This window comes from Exiguobacterium sp. BMC-KP (genome assembly GCF_001275385.1).
Lineage (GTDB): Bacteria > Bacillota > Bacilli > Exiguobacteriales > Exiguobacteriaceae > Exiguobacterium_A.
Map to the genome: position 1 here is coordinate 1,920,601 of NZ_LGIW01000015.1, position 19,875 is coordinate 1,940,475.

Consider the following 19,875-nt stretch of genomic DNA (forward strand, 5'->3'; position numbering starts at 1 on the left):
AAAAACTAAACCCCTTTTTTCAAAAAAATCCAATATTTTCTTCATAAAAATCCGATATGGTCGATAGTAGGAATAGGCATAAGTACGTACACCTTAGACTAGACATCCTAGAAGCCGATTCCGTCCGCTTGGACGAATATCTACTAGGAGGAAAGATACTTTGAATACGACATCCATCTCGAAACCTTTGAAGGTGTTCGCGAGTCTTCTTATCGTGTTTAGCATCATCCTATCATCACTACCGATAGTGAACGCAGCGACGACGAAAGCAACGACTTATCGTCTATCAGCAGATACAGATCTGTATGATAAGACGACATCTTCACGGAAACGCTTGTTGACGATCAAGACCGGAACGATCGTTTCATCCGCATATGATGCTGGAAGCTACAAAAAAGTAACATATGGCGGAAAAACGGGATATGTCGCTTCAAAATATTTAGTGTTGTACGAGAAAAAGCAAGCGATCTCTGGACAACGCTATATCGTCTCTACAAATACGGCGATTAAAAATGCGGCACGCACGACAGCAACAACGATTGGCACCTTGCAAAATAAGGATGTGTATTATACGACACAGCGGGTTACCGATCCATACGGTAAGACATGGTATCGTCTGAATTACGCAGGGAAAACAGGATATGTCCCATCCGGCGCTACTCCTGTTTCGTATCAAAACATCAAGAACGAAACACTTCGAACGACTGATACCTATACATTACGCACCTATGCAGGGACGGGATATCCAAAAATTCAATCGATTCCATCTGGAACAAACGTTGAAGTAGTTGGAAAAATTAATGAATGGTATAGCGTTCGTTACGGAAAAAATAGTGGGTATATGCACCGTGACGCTTTTTTACAAGTCTCTAAACAAAGTGTCCAAACGATTCCTACTGCACGTTTTCTATTGAAGAAATCCGTTGAGATCAAAGCATCTGCCTCTTCAACGAGTAAAACGATTGCTTCTTTAAAAACAGGTGATGCGTATTACACGACGACACTTGCAACGGATTCACGTGGTGGCACGTGGCACAAAATCAAAAAAGACGGTCAAACCGGTTATATCTTAGCAAATCAAGGGACTAGCGTGAATTATGAAAGTCTGACGAACATGTCATTCGTCACAACAGCTAAAACGACGATTCGGTCGTATGCAGGCAGCTCGTATGCAGGGATCAAGTCGATCCCAGCCGGTGCAAAACCACTCGTCTCTGGTCGAATCGGTACATGGTATCGTGTCTCGTACGACGGTGTAACAGGATATGCGTCCGCTGCGACGTTTAAGACAGCAGCCATCGTCCAAAAGATTTCAGGTACACGCTTCGCAGTCACGTCCTCAACGGATGTTTTAGTCGCTCCTGAGGCAGATGCATTTAAAGTCGCTACACTTCAAGAAGGCGATATCTATTACACGACACGTCTCATCACACTTGGTTCTAAAAAATGGTATCAGATCACAAAAGACGGGAAGACAGGCTACATCGCGTATGGCAGTGGAGAAAAAGTCATCTATCAAGCTGATAGCGTGACGATGAAAACTACTAACGCTACAGGCTTGAAGTCTTATGCTGGCGTATCTTACGCTTCCGTCAAGTCCATCCCAAGCGGAACCAAGGTATCTGTAACAGGGTCCATCAATGAGTGGTACCGTGTGACGTATGAAGGAAAAACTGGATACGTTCATCAAGAGGATTTGAACGAATACATCGTAACGTCTACAATCTCACCAGCGCGTTATGTATTAAACACATCAATCGACGTCAAGACAACTTATCAGACCGATGCTGATACATGGAAAACGCTAAAGAATGGGGATGTCTATTACACGACGCGTCTTGTCACGAACGGTCACGGTCAGTCGTGGCATCGTATTTCAGTGGATGGGAAAACAGGATACATCCGAGCAAACCAAGGAAACCCGATTTCATACAGTAAGATTTCAGCCCATCGTTATAAAACGGTACAAACGACTTCTCTAAAGTCATACGCCGGTCCAACATACAGCGAAGTCTCATCGCTTGCGAAAGGAACAGTCGTACAAGTGAACGGTACGATTGGGACATGGACGAATGTGAGTGTTAATGGAAAAACAGGTTACATCGATGGATCCTATTTAACACCTTACACAGAAACGAAAAAGATTAGTGGTGCTCGTTTCCTCGCGAACGAGAATTTAATCATTCGAAATTCACCTTTAGAAGAAGCAACAACACTTACGACATTAGCTAAAGGAAATGTTTACTACACGACTTCACTCATTACATCGCATACGAATAAACAATGGCATAAAGTAACGATCAATGGAAAAACAGGTTATGTCGATACGAAGGCATCCACAAGTAAAATCGACTATATTTCGAAAGACTCGTTATATGTTCGCGCTACAAGTGCTACTCCACTTCGTTCGTATGTCGGAAGTTCATATCAAGTCGTGACGACGATTCCTTCGAACGTAGTCGTCAACGTCACTGGTCAAATCGGACAGTGGTATAAGATTTCCTATCAAGGTAAATCAGGCTATGCGTATAATGGAACACTTGTGACGACATCTTCAAAATTAAATGTCTACAACTCTATCGCGACGCCGTATACATTTGATACCTTCATCAGTACTCAAATGAAGTTAAATCCTTCACCACAAACGGATTTGTATAAAAACAAAATGATGTATGTCAGCTCGATGTATGTTCGGTTTGGTGGATCAGAAGATCCTGTCAACGGTACGCTAGCAACCGTTTCGTCAACGACGCCACTGAATATCCGTTCTGGTGCAGCAACGGATAGCCATATCTATGGACAATTCCAACCGAAACAGATGATTAAGGTCTATCAACGAATCGGTGATTTCTATACGACGTATCCGCGTGTTTATACCTCTTCCACAGGGTACTGGACACTTGGTTGGTTGAATGCACTCGAATCTGATGTCCGGAACGTAGCTGATCCGTTAAAGGTCAGTCGCTCTTCAAAGGAATTCTTCCAATTCCTTGATTTATCGAAGACGACAGGCGCTTCTGCTGCAACGTTAGATAAAATTATCAGTACAAAAGGTATCTTCGGGAAATGTACGACTGGAAGCTGTGGACAAGCATTCATCGATGCTGGAACAGCCTATTCAGTCAACGAAATCTACCTGATCTCTCACGCGCTTCTAGAGACGGGAAATGGAACGTCAACACTAGCAAATGGAGTCATATGGAATGGAAAAATGGTCTATAACATGTACGGAATCGGTGCTGTCGATTCGGATCCAATTAACGGTGGAGCAAGAACAGCCTATGAAAAAGGATGGTTTACACCGGAAGCAGCCATCATGGGTGGAGCCGAATTCATCGGAACCCAGTACATTCACCATGCATACAATCAAAACACACTCTATAAAATGCGCTGGAACCCAATGAATCCTGGTCGTCATCAATATGCGACAGACATGGGATGGGCAGCGAAGCAAACGACTCGAATTTATGATTTATATCAACAAATGGATAGCTATACGGCTGTCTTTGATATCCCAGTATTCGCTCGTTAAGGGATAAAGGAATCAACTCATCTATATGTATGAATAAAAGGAAAGGCTGTTCTGGTAAGTACACCGGAACAGCCTTTCCTTTTTGATGAATGCAGAACAAGAAGAACCACCCTCCATACCTAGATGATTGACTCGTTCTTAACGGACGATTGATACATCGAAGAAAACCCCTGCATTTACGCGGAAGGGCTCCCCTAGCGTTCTAAGTCATCGGAAACGATTTGAATGTCGATGCCACGGACATGACGCATGATTTCATTGATGATCGATCCGCGCCGGATCTCCTGCCACCGGGTCCGCGCGGATTGACCGATAACGATTTGCGTGATGCGATGATGTTTAGCAGCAGCTGTGATCGCTTGGGCAATCGAGCGTTCTCCTTGTATCCGAATCAATACCTCTGCTCCAAACAAGGAGCCACTCTCACGTACCATCGCTAAGACTTCTTTTTGCTTCGCATTCAATTGATTCTCTGCTGCCGGTAGAATCGTCAAGACATACAGTTCTGCTTTTAATCGACTCGCCATTCGGAATCCTCGGTAAATCAACTTCCGGGCATTGTCATTAAGTTGGATACAGACGAGAATTCGTTCTTGTAACGTCGCTGGATCCTTTTCAATCAATAAGCGTGATTGATAGACTTGATCGTCGACTTCGTCGGCGACTTGTCGTAACGATAACTCGCGTAAGCTTGCGAGATTCTGAAGCGAAAAGAAGGAATTTAAACTCTGTTCGATTTTTTCTTTCTTGTAAATCTTTCCTTGTTCGAGTCGTTCCCGTAACGTTTGCGGCGTAACGTCGACGAGTAGAATCTCATCGGCTTCACCAAGAAACGGATCCGGGATTCGCTCCCGAACCTCGACACCCGTCACTTCTTTGACCTTAAAGAGTAGACTCTCGAAATGTTGAATGTTGACGGCCGAGTAGACATTGATACCGGCGTCAAGTAGTGCCGCAACATCTTGATAGCGTTTCTTTCGCTCGGATCCTGGCGCATTCGTATGCGCCAGTTCATCAATCAGAACGATATCCGGGTGACGGGCAATGATCGCGTCCACGTTCACCTCAAGAAACACTTTCTCTTTATAGACAACCTCTAGTAAAGGGACTTGTTCGAGTTGTCCGACCATCTCCGCCGTCTCTTTACGACCATGCGTTTCAATCAGACCGATGACGACATCCTTGCCTTCAAGAGTCAGGATTCGCGCATCGGCAAGCATCTTATACGTTTTCCCGACACCAGGAGCTGAGCCGATATAAAGCTTCAGCTTTCCCCGTGTCATGACTTACTCCGATCAAGTGCTAAGTTTAAACGTAACACGTTGACGTAATCATGTGTCCCCGCTTCTTTCGTGATTAACTTCCGGACCTCGTCACGCGACAAATCGCGGGCGGTTGCGATACGCTTCGCCTGAACCAAAGCATAATCGACTGAGATATGCGGATCGAAGCCAGAACCTGATGTCACGAGGGCATCGTCCAGAAGCGAAGCGCCGTCCACTTGGTTCTGTTTCTGCAATTCCGCCATCTTCGTGCCAAGCTCCGGGTTCGATGCTGCTAGGTTATCCCCAGCAGATGACCCCGCTAATTGATCGACCGCTGATGGACGTCCATGAAAATACTGTTTCGACGTGAACGGTTGGGCAATCAATTCCGATCCGATGAATTTTCCGTTTTCCTGTACGAGCGAACCGGCTGCTTTATCCGGTACAAACAGTTGACCGAATAGCGTCAATAAGGCGGGAAAGATAATCCCACATAATGCCGTGACGAAAATCGTCACACGAATGGCTTGTTTCATGATTCGTTTTCTCCTTAGATGATGCTTGCAAGCAAGACATCGATGATTTTAATGCCTACGAATGGAACAACAACACCACCAAGACCGTAAATGAGTAAGTTCCGTCCAAGCAATTGATCGGCCGTCATCGGTTTGTACGAGACACCTTTCATCGCGAGTGGGATCAACATTGGAATGATGATCGCGTTGAAAATCAAAGCAGATAGAATCGCTGTCGTCGGAGAATCAAGACGCATGATGTTGAGGGCTTCCATCTGCGGAATCGCGACCATGAACATCGCCGGGATGATCGCAAAGTATTTTGCGACATCGTTTGCGATCGAGAACGTCGTCAAGGCGCCCCGTGTCATCAAGAGCTGTTTCCCGATTTCAACGACTTCGATGATTTTCGTCGGATTCGAATCGAGGTCAATCATGTTTGCTGCTTCTTTTGCTGCCTGTGTCCCACTGTTCATCGCAAGACCAACGTCGGCTTGAGCGAGCGCTGGTGCATCATTCGTACCGTCTCCTGTCATTGCGACGAGATGACCGGCTGCTTGTTCTTGCTGGATGACACGAATCTTATCTTCTGGTTTACATTCCGCAACGAAATCATCAACGCCTGCTTCTCGAGCGATCGTTGCTGCCGTCAACGGGTTATCTCCCGTACACATGATCGTCTTGATTCCCATTTCACGGAGTCGATCGAACCGTTCCCGCATTCCTGGTTTGACTGTATCCTTCAAATAGATGACCCCGAGGATTGTTGCGTCAATCGCGACGACAAGCGGTGTTCCACCGAGACGCGAGACCGAATCGATTGTCTCTTGTAAGTCATTTGGAATCACTCCGCCTTGTTCTGCAACCCACTCTTGAATCGCTTGTCCCGCCCCTTTACGAACACGGCGACCGTCCGTTAAATCAAGACCTGACATCCGTGTTTCTGCGCGAAATGGGATGATTTCTGCTCCATCTAACCACTGACGTTCGACTGGCATGTCTCGTAGTTCTGCGAGTTCCAAGACGGAACGTCCTTCCGGTGTCTCATCGGCTAACGAAGCGATGATCGCTCCTTCGAATGCCTGCTCGGCAGAGCGTCCACCGACCGGCGTGATCTCTGACGCCATCCGGTTCCCGAACGTGATCGTTCCCGTTTTATCTAAGATGATCGTTTGGATATCCCCGGCTGCTTCGACCGCCTTACCGCTCATCGCGATGACATTAAAACGGGTGACGCGGTCCATTCCAGCGATTCCGATTGCCGATAACAAGCCACCAATCGTCGTCGGAATCAGACAGACAAGTAAAGCGATTAAAATCGGACCCGATAAATCAAATCCAAGGTAATGCGTAAAGACAGGTAACGTCATGACGACCAGTAAGAAAATCAAGGTCAGACTCGTCAACAGCGTTGATAGCGCCAGTTCATTTGGTGTCTTTTGACGGCTCGCTCCTTCAACGAGCGCAATCATTTGATCAAGGAACGATTCTCCCGGGTTACTCGTGATCCGGACTTCAATTTCGTCACTAACGACGAGCGTGCCACCGATGACAGATGAGAAGTCCCCACCTGCTTCCTTGATGACCGGAGCGGATTCTCCCGTGATTGCCGATTCATCGATCGAGGCAAGACCTTTGATGATTTCACCGTCACCTGGTACATATTCGCCTGTTCGAACAAAGACGATATCCCCTTTACGAAGCGTCGCGGACGAGACACTTTCAATCAATTGTCCGACACGTTTGCGTGCCATGACGTCTGCTTTTGATGCTTTCAGAGAGTCTGCTTGCGCTTTCCCACGTCCTTCGGCGATTGATTCCGCGAAGTTCGCGAACAAGACCGTCAAAAAGAGGATGACGCTGACCGTCAAGTTGAAGCCGCGCATCTCGTCAATGAAGATCGTGTAACCGATTGCGAGTAAACAACCAATCCAGACGACGAACATGATCGGTTGTTTAATCATATTGACGGGATTTAATTTTTTAAAGGCATCGATTGTCGCTTGGCGGACAATCGAGCCGTTGATTGCTGATTTCGATTGCTGATCCGGCTGCCCATTCGGTTGGTGTTCCTCGGGCGTCGGATGCATGATACGTTCCATCATATGCTTTTATCTCCTGTTCACATCGTCAGCCAGTCCGCGACCGGTCCAAGTACGAGCACTGGCAAGAATGTCAATGCACCGACGAGTACGACCGTACCGAGGAAGACTGTTCCGAAGAGTGGTGTGTCTGTTTTAAACGAAAACTCATCTTGCGGCACGGACGGCTTCGCCTTCAGCGAACCGACGATCGCAAGCATTAAAATCAATGGAATGTAGCGTCCGAAGAATAAGGCAAACGACGTCGAGACGTTCCAGTAGACGTTCGCATCCCCAAGCCCTTCAAATCCGGATCCGTTATTCGCTGTCGCTGACGTGAATTCATACAAGACTTGCGATAGACCGTGATAGCCTGGATTCGAAATTCCGGCAACACCTGGTGCAACGTACATCGAGATTGCGGTTCCGACAAGAATCAGGAACGGCGGTACAAGAAGTGCGATCGCGATCATCTTCACTTCGAACGTCTCGATTTTCTTCCCGAGGAACGTTGGTGTTCGTCCAATTAAGAGACCCGTCAAGAAAACAGCGACGAAGGCATAGAGTAAGACGTTCAGGAATCCGGCACCCGCACCACCATAAACGACGTTGAGCATCATGTTCCCTAGTTGAATCAATCCTGCGAGCGGATGAAGCGAGTCATGCATCGCGTTGACTGCACCGGTTTCAGCCGCTGTCGTAATCGAACTGTAAAGTGCTGTACCGACTTGACCGAAGCGTAATTCCTGACCGTGTGCGGTTGGATTTGCAAACAAGCTACCTGCCATTCCGAATGTCATCATGATGAATAAGATCGTCATGACACCGAGGAAAAGACGTCCCTGTTTCGCAGAACCGATGATTTTTCCATACGCGACCGGGAGTGACATCGGAATCAATAACATCAAGAACATCTGGATGAAGTTGACGAATTGGTTCGGATTTTCAAACGGATGTGCACCGTTTGCTCCGAAAAAACCACCGCCGTTGTTACCGAGTTGTTTGATGACTTCAAATGCTGCGACCGGTCCACGGTAAATCAACTGCTTCGCCCCTTCAAGCGTCGTGACGCTGATCGCTCCACCAAATGTTTGCGGCACGCCAAGTAAAATCATCAACATTCCGAAGAAAAATGAAATCGGAAGCAGGATACGTGTGATGAAGCGAACGAAGTCCGCATAAAAGTTACCGAGCGGCTTGTTGGCAAGACCACGAATGACTGCGATACAGACCGTGAATGCCATCGTCGGTGCGACAAATAACATCGTTCCAAGAACGAACGTTTGTGAGAGATACGATAAGGCTTCACCTGAATAGTGTTGTTGATCGGTGTTCGTCATGAAGCTGATCGTCGTATGAAGCGCTGTCGACCACTCAAGATTCGCAGCACCGTTTGGATTAAGTGGCAGACTGCCTTGGAAGCGAAGCAACAAGTAGCCTCCGATGAAAAAGAGTAGATTGACGGCTAATAAACTTTTTGAATAGCCGACCCACGATTGATCTTGTTTCTTTTCATCGACACCGAGTAACGACAGAATGCGTCGTTCAACCTTACCGATTGTATCGACTCGACGCTCTGCGATCGGCGCGAAGTATGTCCCGATGTAACGACCGAGCAAGACTGCTGCACAAAGTGCGATGACGAGTAGGATCCAAAATTGGATCAGGAATTGAGTCCACATGTTTTTCTTTTCTCCCTATGCGATTAGAATTTTTCCGGATAGATCAGACAATAACCGAGATACAAAAAGACGAGACATCCCGTTACTAATAAAAACCACGTCATTTGCGGTCACCTGCTCTCCACTGGACGCGTTCGATCAACTGAATCATCCCGAACGTCGTACCGAAGAAGAAGGCAAGCAGTACAACACTCCATAGCTCTCCCATTATGAAATTTCCCCCATATTATTCAATATTTTTACAATTAAACACGACGAAAAGACGATGTGAGGCAATAAACGGCCCCAGCATCGCCTATATAACTTGGCATACTGAAAAAGAGTCGTTCCCTCCTAAAAACGCCTGCGAGGTTAGCTGTCGGATTCGGGCATACCTAGGATTTCGCCCTACCTTTCCCGATCGGAAAGGATTCACCCCGTGTCACGGTTTGTGACGGTTGGGTCCCCCGCTTCAATCATGAATTCGGCGTACTTTGAGATCGAAGCATTAACATGTTAGTGTTCGTTGATGAGATGGATATTACTCCGATTATTGAGGCTTGTAAATAGAAAAGATGAAAAAAAAATAGTCTGATTTTTTAATGACTTATTTTCTAAAAATAGTGTTTTTCACACCTATGCTATAGAAGAAAAAAAACCGCAGAAATCGATTCCTTCATCTAAAATGAAAACACTTCATTTCAGAGCGAATCATTCTGCGGTTTCATGAGAAAACCAGAATTATGATTGCTGATTCATTTTGGCATGGACCGTCAAAGGAGCTAGCATCGTCACCCATAGGGCAACCACTCCAGAAACAAGAATCACAATATCGCGTTCGAATCCAAGCGTCAGTAATGTAATGCAACTACCTACGAGGACGAGACAAAGCGTCGCGATCATAACGAACCGCGATTGTTTCAACATTTTTCTCATGTGGCATCTCTCCTTTCCTTCCATATTCTTTATTATCGTAACAAAAATTCGTTGAAAAATCGTCGATGATACCCGATTGTGATGTTTCTGTCATCTCATGAGTAGTGACAGAAGACGATAAGAAAACGGATTTGTTACACTAAAAGGGTAGTTAAAAAAGGAGGAATTGATATGTTACAGGATCATTCATTTCAACGTGTTGACGGGACGACAGCGTCCTTGAAAGACTACCCCGCTCAAGCGTGGTTGATCGTCAATACTGCTAGCAAATGTGGCTTGACGCCGCAGTTCGAAGGACTCGAACAATTGCATCAAGACTACCGAGCGCAAGGACTGACCGTGCTTGGTTTCCCGTGTAATCAGTTCGCAAATCAGGACCCGGGGACGGATGAAGAAATCCAGTCATTCTGTCAGATCAACTACGGTGTGACGTTCCCTGTTTTTTCAAAAATCGATGTCAATGGGGAGCAGGCTCATCCACTCTTCGAAGAACTAAAAGCACAAGCGCCAACAACAGATGGTACAACAGACATCGAGTGGAATTTCACGAAATTCCTCGTGACACGCGATGGTGAAGTGACACGGTTCTCTCCAAAAACGAATCCGACCGACTTAACAGCAGCAATCGAACGACTTCTCGTTCAAGTCTAAAAAACAAGCTTCCTTCCTTCTCTCACGAAGAAACGGAAGCTTGTTTTCATGTCGTTCCCGGTTCGAGATGGCGGCTGATCATTTCTTCTGCCAATCGTTTGACGTCATCGATATCGCGCATTTCCGTGAACGGATGTCCCCAGACAATCAACTCTTCGATTTCATCGATGGGCTGTGTCGTATATCGTGTTCCATCCGCGACGAAGTCTCGCGCAATCGTCGATTCAAAAGCAGCGTATTTCAAGAGCCATGGTTTCTCGCTCAAGATTTTTAGCGCATGTTTCGCCTGTTTGAACGTAACATCACCGACAAGGACGACGGGATCAAAGCGTTCATGAAGAGGATGCGTATATTGCACCGAAATCAGCAATCCATGTTGGTTCGATTTTTCCTGTTGCCGGACATACGTCCGCGTTAAAAAATGCGGAACGAGTGACTCGGCACTCTCTTTCGTCTGATGAATACTCAGACCATGCTCCGTTTGAACGACTTCCGGCAAAACAGGCTCATATCCACGATTCGCTAATTGTTGATCAAGCTCTTTAAACAGCAACAGAGTATGTTCGACAAGCGCCCGGACTTGGCGAAACGATAGTTGAATCGATTGATTAATCATAAGACGACCTACCTTCTCTAAAAGTATGGCAATATACAGTTATTTACCCAAACTTTTCCGACTTCACCCCTGTTTCGCTGAAAGTTCTTCTAGCCAACTACGCGCTTGCTCTTTTAAACGAGCATACGTCTGCTCTCGATCCAGTGTGATGGGTTGTCCTTCGTGAATCGAACGACAATCGAGTGTCCCCGGTATCTTTTCTTCGACCACTCCAGCAAGAACAAGACAAGGAACTTGAACGATAGAAGCAACGCGTGCAATCTCACCCGTCACTTTTCCGAGCTGACTTTGTCGATCGACTTTTCCTTCACCTGTCCATACGTAATCTGCTTGCTTCAATCGTTCTTCGACTCTTAAATACGCCAGAATCGATTGCGCACCTGAGGTGATCGTTCCTCCTATGGCATGAATGGCTCCGCCGAGTCCTCCCGCAGCTCCTGCACCTTGAACATGTTCCAACTCAAGTAGAGATCCTATCTCTTTTAGTCGCTGATCCAGACACACGATTTCACCTCGCTGTAACCCTTTTTGTGCTCCAAATAGATAGGCTGGTCCATCCTCACCAGAGTACGGTGAACGCACATCGACAAGTGCCTCTAAAGAAAAAGAAACCTTTTTCCGGATAATTTGTTTAGTCTCCACTAACGGATTCGTTTGAAATTGAATCTGTACACCTTTTTCGTCTTTCAAAGAACATCCCATCTCATGAAGAAAGCCTAATCCTCCGTCCGTCGTTCCCGTTCCTCCAAGAGCGATTCGAATCTTCGTTATTCCTTTTTTACGTAACGTATTGACGAGATTCCCTACACCTCTCGTATGCATTAGGAATGGATCATCGTTTTCATGTCTCATTGTGAGTCCACATATTTGTGCAACTTCAATGATGGCTTCGTCTCCTTTCTGAGCGTACATGACTTTACAAGAGCGTCCTGCTAAATCAATCGTCGTCTCTCTTCGAATGGTATATCCTTCTGAGGCAAACACAGCAAGCGTTCCTTCTCCACCATCTGCAACTGGTGAGCGATCAATGATGGCAAAAGGATCTTGTTGGAGGATACCAGCTGCGACAGCCTCTGCTGCTTTTTCTGAAGTAATACTTCCTTTGAACGTATCTAATAAAATCAAATGCCGCATTTTATCCTCCTTCTTTATAAGTTAATCGGCTAATCTTTGTAACCACTTACATTCCCTTTTATGGTATGTTATTGTGTGTCTAAAATGCTATTAACTTCTTTTCGTATCTTAGGAGGTTTTATCATGAATGTGTCCCATATGCTTTTGAGAATGGCGCGTGCCGGAAAAATCATTTTACCGAAACGTTCTTCTTCTAAAAAGCGTAAGACGAGTAAACAACAACTTACGCTTACTTCTGACGATCATACGTTATCCGTTGCCGGTCATTTGACCGATCCAGATTTAGTCGTCGAGTCGCTTTGTATTTATGATCAGAATCAACTTTTAGTTTGCGAACTCATGAATTATCATGCGTCTTCGACTTTTTTCCAGTTTGACTTCAATCCATCGCATATCCAGGTATTAATTAATCACCTATCCCTTCATCAAGATGCTCATCCAGAAGAAGACCCATCCGAAGAACAATCCCTTACATCTGAGACACTACTACCTAGCGCACGATTTTCCTTATTCTTAAAATACCGTAAACCGCTTTCGGTCATTCCACCGGAGACGATTGAAAAGTGGAAAGAAAACGGTCTTCCTTCACGATCGGTCATTACTAATGAGTCGTATGTACGAGAAATTACATTAGGTCGTTTCTTACGTACTACTATTCCTTCACCACTCTCGCCTCTTTTTGATGAAGCGAAGCAACATCGTATCTTTATCTACCAGGACTTAAAAGGCAATATTCGATTGTTACTTAATAAAGAACCTATCATAAAAACACGACTTCAGATTGATCGAATCGATAAGAAAAGAAAGCACGAAACACAGATCGAAGGGAAACTTTTTTCACGTCATTCCTTTTTAAAAAAAGGACAGCTCATCCTCGTCCATCGAGAAACAGGTGAACGTATCTTCCTGCCTGTCGATTGGTTTTACGATCAAGAGGCGAGTCAACGTCGTTTTGGTCTATATCGCTATACGTATCGTACGCAGATTGATTGGTCAGTCCTACAATCCGAGAAACGATTACACGAGGGAATTTATGATAGCTTTATGGAACTGACATATGAACACCGCCTGACGCCTCGTCTCGTTCGACTCGGCAGAGCCCGCTACATCACTCGCCACTTAACAACGGAAATAACGGGACGCGATGAAACGCATACGATGCATGTTACCCCTTATTTCACCGTCGGACACCGGAATCTTTCTTTTGAATTAAGTGCCTTCACGAATGAAAACTATCGCTATCTCGAGCATATGATGACGTATGCCCCGATCTATCGACTCTTTTCTGATCGAAATACATGGTTGATTGGAGAAAGACCTTATAAGGCACAGGATAACGGCTATCACTTTTTCCGCTTCATGCGCGAGCATCATTCAGATCATCCTGCGTACTACGTGATTGATCCGAATTCTCCCGAGTATGAGAAGGTCGCTGTTCTCGGAAATACCTTACCGTTTCGCTCAAAAGAGCATATCTATCATTCATTCATGGCAAGTAAATTCATCGGGACACATCATGCAGACTATCTCTACCCACTCCGTTCACCACGATTCAAGAAAAAAATGAAGGCGGATCGCATCTTCATTCAACACGGTGTACTGGGTGCGAAGAATATGGAGAATCAATACGGTAAATATGCGTTATCGTTTGAAACGGATCTATTTTTAGTCAGCTCTGAGCGGGAACGTCGATTAGTCATGCAAGACATGGACTATCGTCAAGACGAAATCCGTATTACAGGACTCTCGCGTTTTGATACGTTGTTGAATGGTGATACGCCTGTCAAACGGCAAATTTTAATCATTCCGACATGGCGTTCTTGGTTGCAAACACCTATCCAGTTTTTAGAATCTGAATATTTTGCTCAGTACTCGGCACTTTTAGAACATCCGCGTCTACACGAACTCGCACATAAACATGAGTTAGAGATTCTATTCTGTTTACATCCAAATATGCAACAGTATGCAAGTCACTTTGAACAGTTCCCCGTCACCGTTATTCATCAAGGTGAACGAGATGTCCAAAGTTTGTTAAAAGAGAGTTTACTACTTCTTACAGACTATTCGAGTGTTGCCTTTGATTTCAGTTTCTTAGGTCGACCGGTTCATTACTTCCAATTTGATGCGAGGAGATTCATCGGTCCCGTCGGTTCCCATCTTGATTTAGCGAAGGAACTCCCAGGTACCATCTCGACTACTGTAGATGAGTTATTAACTGATTTAGAAGCAACGGCTAAGCGGGATTTCAAAATGCTCCCTTCTTACAAGGAGCGTGCCGCAGTCTTCTTGAAACCGACAGAACACTCCTACTCAGAAGATATTTATCAGACGATTCTTGACTATAAACAACAGCGTCATTTTTGGGAAATGGTTCAAACTAAAGAATCCTCCCTCGTCTTATTCCGACTCTTCCGTCGAAGCCGCTTCTATTTCCCAACGATGAAGATCGGCTATCGTTTGATGAAGATACTTCCAGTACAAGACAACAAAATCGTATTCGAAAGTGGTCTTGGGAAACAATACGGTGACAGTCCTCGTTACATTTATGAGGAGTTACGCCGCCTCGGTGGTACCCATCAAGTCATTTGGGTTCATAATAAACGCCTTTATCTTGGAGATGATCACGTCAATGTCATCAAACGCTTGTCTCCAAGCTATTTTTATCATTTGGCGACAGCTAAGTATTGGGTGAACAATCAAAACTTCCCCCATTACATCACTCGCCGCCCGGAGACAACCTATATTCAAACCTGGCACGGAACGCCGTTGAAAAAAATGTTATTCGATCTAGATGAGATTCATGGTCGGGACGCCGGATACGTTGAACGTGTCACGCGTTCCATTCAGCAATGGAGCGTTCTTCTCTCACCAAGTAGTTATGCAACGTCCATTTTTAAGAGTGCTTTTCAGTATGAAGGATCGATTCTCGAATCTGGATATCCGCGCAACGATTTGTTCTTTACAGATACCACTAAAAAAATAAAGGACTTACGAGCACAATTAAATATTGCTTCGGATAAAAAGGTCATTTTGTATGCTCCTACGTTCCGCGATCATCATGCCTTAGGAAACGGAAAGTTCTACTTTGATTATCCATTCGAGTTCAGTCGTGTAGCGGAAGCATTCGGCGACGACTACGTCTTCTTGATTCGGACCCATGTACTTGTCACGAAAAAGCCTAATATTCCAAGTGAGTATCGCGAACAATTCATTGATGTCACTAGCTATCCTGACATTCAAGAACTCTATTTGTTAACGGATTTATTGATTACTGACTACTCGTCCGTCTTTTTTGATTTTGCTAACCTCAATCGTCCGATCTTGTTCTATGCATATGACTTAGAACTCTATCGTGATACACTACGCGGCTTCTATCTGAACTATCAAAAGGACTTACCAGGTCCAATCATTGAAGACGAACAATCCTTTTACGAGGCATTAGCAACGATTTCGTCTTGGTCGACGGACTATCAAGCAAAACTCGATCAATTTCGAGAGACGTTCTGTGCGAAAGAAGATGGACATGCAGCCAATCGAGTCGTCCGTACTTACTTTTTAGACGAATCGCCGCTCGAAACAGCAGAAACGACGGAAGGTGTATATGTCACATATCCACAAAAGATTTAATGCACGCAATAGAAAAGAACCCATTCGACGCAATATCGAATGGGTTCTTTTTTCATACTTTGATTACGTTTTCAATTAATGATAAGATGGAAATGATTTCAAGAAATAAGATAACAATAAGAAATTGAATTTCAAACGGTTAGGAGGACTTGTCTTATGGAACGTTGTTCGCTTTGTGGAACACCGCTACGCTACGAGGATGACGTTTGTTCTTATTGCCAGCATCCAGTCATCGCACGTAAGCGTCCTGAAACTGAACCGTCTTCATCCTCATCTCGTCCATTACTGTTATGTCTGATCGCCATCTTCGTTTTGGTGACGTCGAGTGTATTTTGGTACGTGACGAAAGACGCCTCTTCTTCAGAAGTCGTATCTACTCCGATCGAAAAATGGAGCCTTTCTGAATGGTCAGATGAACAAATTGCATATAACCAGACCTATTCGAAGCATGCGCCACCTACATCTTATGACGTGTTGCGTTTCGTCCGTCAGTATACATCAACTGTCCCTGAACTTATTACATTTTCAAAACGTTATGATTCGATCGAGACCTTTGCTTCCATTCAATATATGTCTTCTCGCGTGTTCGAATCCGAACTTCAATCATTATCCGCTCTACGAAAAAAAGCAGATGCCACCTTACCTCCTCGCGTTCATACGGTGGAATTCCATGATTTTTCATCCAATGGATCCCTCTATGACTTACGTACATTAGAAACGTACCAAACGACACAAGAAAATGAATCACTTTTTGTCACATATCACGTAAAATATCGTATTCAATTGCATACAGATCATCTTCAAATTACACAAATTACACGAACCGAGGTAAAGGCATGAAATATACTTGGATTATTCTCTTCTGTGTGATCTTATCTGGTTGCATGGAGAACCCTTCTAACGTTCGAACGGAAATGGAAAACGCTACTTACACACAAGTCGTCGAGCGCGCGGACGATGAACAAGATGTTCAAGCTGCTCAAATGATGGTGGAGCTCGAGCAGCAATTCGCTAGCTATCATTTCAATGAAGTAGTACGAACCGCTCGTGAAATCGAGCAGTTCGACTTAACACCGGATCATCCCATTCGTAAACGTGCGCAGCTGATGAAACATACCGTTCAAGAGAAAATTAAACAAGCCCATCAACTCGAAGGAACATACGAAGTAGAACGGAGCACTTTTGAAAACGAACCATTTGAAGGGAGCGGACGTATCCACGTCTCGTTTGATTCACGCGATACTTTCGTCGCGTCACTTCAATTTGATCATTTCGGAACAGCTGGATCATATCGTGACGACACAGAAGTCATTCGGTTCGAACCTGATTTTTCAGCTCGACTTCCGTTTTCAGAAGGAAGTGTCACTTACCGATTCGTTCGCTCGACACTTCGTTTGACATTCGAAGGTCCCGGCGGAAAACAAACATACCAACTCGACCAGATTACGATTTAATGATTTCTATGATGATTTCACAAGAAGAGCAGGCTACTTACGTAGCGAAAGTCTAGGGCTTTCAGTCAGCTCAGTAGCTGTTGATACACACGATGACAGAGTTCATGTGTTTCTAAGCTATCTGAAGCCGTGACGGATGGGGATTGTTCGCCTGCTATCGTTTTCAAGAATGCATCAACCAACTCAATGAATCCTCTTCTTTTAAGCGTCGACTCCCAATTATCAAGCGGATAGAAAAGCGTCCCTTCATTCGTTCGTCGTTCGTGCATCGTTACATCCGTAGCGATGCGTTTTTCATACGGTCCCATCACTTCTACTCGTTCTTCCGTCACACCATTATTCCGATTCATTACTCCAATCGCAGTAATTCCATTCGATTCGAATTGAATAGTTACGTGATGCAGACCGTTCGTATCTTGTTTACTTCTGACATGCAGATTTTCAATTTCTCCACATCCGGTCAAATATCGAAGCGTATCAGCAACATGAATAAAATCATCGAACAAAAAAGGTTGTGCCTCCTCAACGGAAGGCGTTCGATTCTTTTGCATGATGATCAAGTTAGGGGATTCAACTTCTAGCAGCCGACGATGCGCAGAGGCGAATCGACGGTTGAACCCTGTAATGAAGTGGATCTCCTTCTCCTCAGCTAGCTGGACCAGTTCTCGAATTTCTTCAATATTCATCGAAATCGGCTTATCGACGAACACAGGCACTCCGGCTTCGAGCGATTGTTTCGCTTGTGCTGCATGGACTTTCGTCGCTGAATGAATCATGACAGCATCCATTCCGTTTGATAACGCTTCTTCTAAAGTCGGGAATGTCCCAGCAAAACGATAGATATCTTGCCACTTCTTTGCTTTCTCTTCTTCCCGCGAAATTAAATAGATTTCTACATCTTCTCTTGCGGCATACACAGGTAAGTAAGCTTTTTGCGCGATGTCTCCTATACCTACTACAGCTAACTTCATTCATAATCTCCTCCATTCATCTGATGAATTATTCCCTCTTAACAACTATTTTAGTCGAATACATTGATTTTTTTGAAAACAAGTGAATTTCCTTTTTTTGCTTTATGATGAAGCTATATTTTCAAAAAGGAGGGAATGATTTTTTATGAAACCATTTTTTCGAATGAGTCTGATACTCCTGATCCTGTTTACACTTTGTCTACCTGCTTTACCAGCGCAAGCCGCCAGTTATCAAGTAGTCGTCTCTTCTAAATCTGGAGGCAATATCCGTTCTAAGCCAAGCACCAGTTCCTCAGCGACCATCGTTCGACTTGCTGCTTATCAATCGAAATTCACAGCGGTATCGTATTCAAATGGTTGGTACAAGATCAAAGATGGTGGAATCTACCGTTATTTATCCAATCAAGTCGCAAAAAAAGTGACCGGATCAAGTACATATTCACTCATCGTCACCTCTAAGTCTGGAGCGAACATTCGCTCTAAACCAAGTACATCCTCGAGTAAGACGATTGTTCGACGCGCTGCTTACAAAGCCGTACTTCAAGCAGTCTCGTATTCCAAAGGATGGTACAAGATTAAAGACGGAGGAAAAACACGATACGTTTCGAATCAAGTCGTTCGAAAAAAGACAGCCGCTAGTAAATATCCTGTCGGCTCTTTACGTTATTTCCAACTAGGTTCTGCTTCCTATATCACAACGAAACAGAGTAACGTACGACGCTACCCAGCAAGTACGACGAAGTTATTGACCGCCATCGTTGCTTACGAAGTGGCCGCACGAAACGGAACATTGGATCAACCGTTCACCCTTACGTATCCGATGATCGCTGTACCATATGGTAGCAGTGTCGCTAGCTTACGTTCAGGAGATCGTGTTACGATGCGACAACTCTTGAATGGGATGTTGATTCGCTCCGGTAATGATGCCGCTAAAGCGATTGCCGTTCGGACCGCAGGCTCTGAATCTAAGTTTGTGGCGTTAATGAATGGTCGCGCTCAAGCACTCGGCATGACAGCAAGTCATTTTTCTAATTCACATGGTTTTCATGAATGGAATCATTATACGACAGCTGCTGATATGCAAAAACTCGCGAATACGTATGCAAATTATAGCTATCTAATTACAGTCAGTGGTCGAAAATCATATAAAGCAAACATTAAAGGACCGTATGCCCGTACACTGAAGTGGTATCATACAGACAAAACCTTACCTAAAGAATCCCGTATTTATGCGAGCAAAACAGGATATACTCCTGAAGCGAACAATACACGCGTCTTTTTCCTTAAAAAAGGAAATGTCCGTTATGGATTAGTCACACTAAAAGGTACTCCTACTCAAACGGAAACCACCCTCCGTTCTGTCCTGAACCAATGATCGCTCAATCAGCAACCTGATTCCCAATCGCGGGAGTCAGGTTGTTTTTCATTTTCC

15 protein-coding genes and 1 riboswitch are annotated in these 19,875 nt (G+C 44.8%); of the genes, 6 read left to right on the plus strand and 9 right to left on the minus strand.

Translation table 11 applies throughout. The features are described 5' to 3' along the window. The first annotated feature begins 160 nt into the window (after positions 1-160). Positions 161-3,532, plus strand: coding sequence for an SH3 domain-containing protein (locus tag ADM98_RS15675; protein WP_053454293.1), 3,372 nt, complete (start codon positions 161-163; stop codon positions 3,530-3,532). 194 nt (positions 3,533-3,726) lie between these two features. Here the strand turns inward: ADM98_RS15675 and ADM98_RS15680 are convergent, their stop codons facing one another. From ADM98_RS15680 to ADM98_RS15700, 6 genes are all read right to left on the minus strand, one after another. After that, a complete protein-coding gene (locus ADM98_RS15680; protein ID WP_053454294.1) occupies positions 3,727-4,815 on the minus strand; it encodes a universal stress protein in 1,089 nt (362 codons plus the stop codon). Next, positions 4,812-5,333, minus strand: coding sequence for a K(+)-transporting ATPase subunit C (kdpC, locus tag ADM98_RS15685; protein WP_053454295.1), 522 nt, complete (start codon positions 5,331-5,333; stop codon positions 4,812-4,814). The genes ADM98_RS15680 and kdpC overlap by 4 nt, the downstream gene beginning before the upstream one ends. Positions 5,334-5,347: 14 nt before the next feature. Then, the gene (gene kdpB, locus ADM98_RS15690) at positions 5,348-7,414 is read right to left on the minus strand and encodes a potassium-transporting ATPase subunit KdpB (RefSeq protein WP_235504928.1); all 2,067 of its coding nucleotides are present in this window, start codon (positions 7,412-7,414) and stop codon (positions 5,348-5,350) included. A gap of 20 nt (positions 7,415-7,434) precedes the next feature. Then, the gene (kdpA, locus tag ADM98_RS15695) at positions 7,435-9,075 is read right to left on the minus strand and encodes a potassium-transporting ATPase subunit KdpA (RefSeq protein WP_053454297.1); all 1,641 of its coding nucleotides are present in this window, start codon (positions 9,073-9,075) and stop codon (positions 7,435-7,437) included. 23 nt (positions 9,076-9,098) lie between these two features. Further along, on the minus strand, positions 9,099-9,179 hold the full coding sequence (locus ADM98_RS17745; RefSeq protein WP_082318578.1) for a potassium-transporting ATPase subunit F: 81 nt from the start codon (positions 9,177-9,179) through the stop codon (positions 9,099-9,101). A gap of 221 nt (positions 9,180-9,400) precedes the next feature. Then, positions 9,401-9,554, minus strand: a riboswitch (cyclic di-AMP (ydaO/yuaA leader). Positions 9,555-9,795: 241 nt separating this feature from the next. After that, on the minus strand, positions 9,796-9,990 hold the full coding sequence (locus tag ADM98_RS15700; RefSeq protein ID WP_023469379.1) for a hypothetical protein: 195 nt from the start codon (positions 9,988-9,990) through the stop codon (positions 9,796-9,798). 171 nt (positions 9,991-10,161) lie between these two features. Here ADM98_RS15700 and ADM98_RS15705 point away from each other — a divergent pair, with 171 nt between their 5' ends. Beyond that, positions 10,162-10,641 (plus strand): glutathione peroxidase, encoded by a 480-nt coding sequence (locus ADM98_RS15705; protein WP_053454298.1) that lies wholly within the window; start codon positions 10,162-10,164, stop codon positions 10,639-10,641. Positions 10,642-10,687: 46 nt separating this feature from the next. Here the strand turns inward: ADM98_RS15705 and ADM98_RS15710 are convergent, their stop codons facing one another. Next, positions 10,688-11,257 carry a hypothetical protein gene (locus ADM98_RS15710; protein WP_053454299.1) on the minus strand — a complete coding sequence of 190 codons (570 nt, stop codon included), beginning with the start codon at positions 11,255-11,257 and terminating at the stop codon, positions 10,688-10,690. A 63-nt stretch (positions 11,258-11,320) separates the two neighbouring features. After that, positions 11,321-12,391 (minus strand): glycerate kinase, encoded by a 1,071-nt coding sequence (locus ADM98_RS15715; protein WP_053454300.1) that lies wholly within the window; start codon positions 12,389-12,391, stop codon positions 11,321-11,323. Positions 12,392-12,514: 123 nt separating this feature from the next. Between ADM98_RS15715 and ADM98_RS15720 the strand changes: the two genes are divergently transcribed. The 3 genes from ADM98_RS15720 (at position 12,515) to ADM98_RS15730 (ending at position 17,472) form a co-directional block, all read left to right on the plus strand. Continuing rightward, entirely contained in the window at positions 12,515-16,018 is a 3,504-nt protein-coding gene (locus ADM98_RS15720; RefSeq protein ID WP_053454301.1) for a CDP-glycerol glycerophosphotransferase family protein, read from the plus strand. A 156-nt stretch (positions 16,019-16,174) separates the two neighbouring features. Continuing rightward, positions 16,175-16,858, plus strand: coding sequence for a zinc ribbon domain-containing protein (locus ADM98_RS15725; RefSeq protein ID WP_053454302.1), 684 nt, complete (start codon positions 16,175-16,177; stop codon positions 16,856-16,858). Between the two features lie 74 nt (positions 16,859-16,932). After that, on the plus strand, positions 16,933-17,472 hold the full coding sequence (locus ADM98_RS15730; RefSeq protein WP_053454303.1) for a hypothetical protein: 540 nt from the start codon (positions 16,933-16,935) through the stop codon (positions 17,470-17,472). Positions 17,473-17,537: 65 nt separating this feature from the next. Here ADM98_RS15730 and ADM98_RS15735 read toward each other — a convergent pair whose 3' ends face one another. Continuing rightward, positions 17,538-18,443: a Gfo/Idh/MocA family protein gene (locus ADM98_RS15735; RefSeq protein ID WP_053454304.1), complete on the minus strand. Its 906-nt coding sequence runs from the start codon at positions 18,441-18,443 to the stop codon at positions 17,538-17,540. 163 nt (positions 18,444-18,606) lie between these two features. Here ADM98_RS15735 and ADM98_RS15740 point away from each other — a divergent pair, with 163 nt between their 5' ends. Further along, positions 18,607-19,818, plus strand: a complete 1,212-nt coding sequence (locus ADM98_RS15740; RefSeq protein WP_235504911.1) for an SH3 domain-containing protein — start codon at positions 18,607-18,609, stop codon at positions 19,816-19,818. Positions 19,819-19,875: the final 57 nt, after the last annotated feature.

Coding starts and splice junctions, on each gene's coding strand:
- ADM98_RS15680 (WP_053454294.1), bottom strand. CDS start 4,815: ATGACACGGGGAAAGCTGAAGCTTTATATCGGCTCAGCTCCTGGTGTC.
- kdpC (WP_053454295.1), bottom strand. CDS start 5,333: ATGAAACAAGCCATTCGTGTGACGATTTTCGTCACGGCATTATGTGGG.
- kdpB (WP_235504928.1), bottom strand. CDS start 7,414: ATGGAACGTATCATGCATCCGACGCCCGAGGAACACCAACCGAATGGG.
- kdpA (WP_053454297.1), bottom strand. CDS start 9,075: ATGTGGACTCAATTCCTGATCCAATTTTGGATCCTACTCGTCATCGCA.
- ADM98_RS17745 (WP_082318578.1), bottom strand. CDS start 9,179: ATGACGTGGTTTTTATTAGTAACGGGATGTCTCGTCTTTTTGTATCTC.
- ADM98_RS15700 (WP_023469379.1), bottom strand. CDS start 9,990: ATGAGAAAAATGTTGAAACAATCGCGGTTCGTTATGATCGCGACGCTT.
- ADM98_RS15705 (WP_053454298.1), top strand. CDS start 10,162: ATGTTACAGGATCATTCATTTCAACGTGTTGACGGGACGACAGCGTCC.
- ADM98_RS15710 (WP_053454299.1), bottom strand. CDS start 11,257: ATGATTAATCAATCGATTCAACTATCGTTTCGCCAAGTCCGGGCGCTT.
- ADM98_RS15715 (WP_053454300.1), bottom strand. CDS start 12,391: ATGCGGCATTTGATTTTATTAGATACGTTCAAAGGAAGTATTACTTCA.
- ADM98_RS15720 (WP_053454301.1), top strand. CDS start 12,515: ATGAATGTGTCCCATATGCTTTTGAGAATGGCGCGTGCCGGAAAAATC.
- ADM98_RS15725 (WP_053454302.1), top strand. CDS start 16,175: ATGGAACGTTGTTCGCTTTGTGGAACACCGCTACGCTACGAGGATGAC.
- ADM98_RS15730 (WP_053454303.1), top strand. CDS start 16,933: ATGGAAAACGCTACTTACACACAAGTCGTCGAGCGCGCGGACGATGAA.
- ADM98_RS15735 (WP_053454304.1), bottom strand. CDS start 18,443: ATGAAGTTAGCTGTAGTAGGTATAGGAGACATCGCGCAAAAAGCTTAC.
- ADM98_RS15740 (WP_235504911.1), top strand. CDS start 18,607: ATGAGTCTGATACTCCTGATCCTGTTTACACTTTGTCTACCTGCTTTA.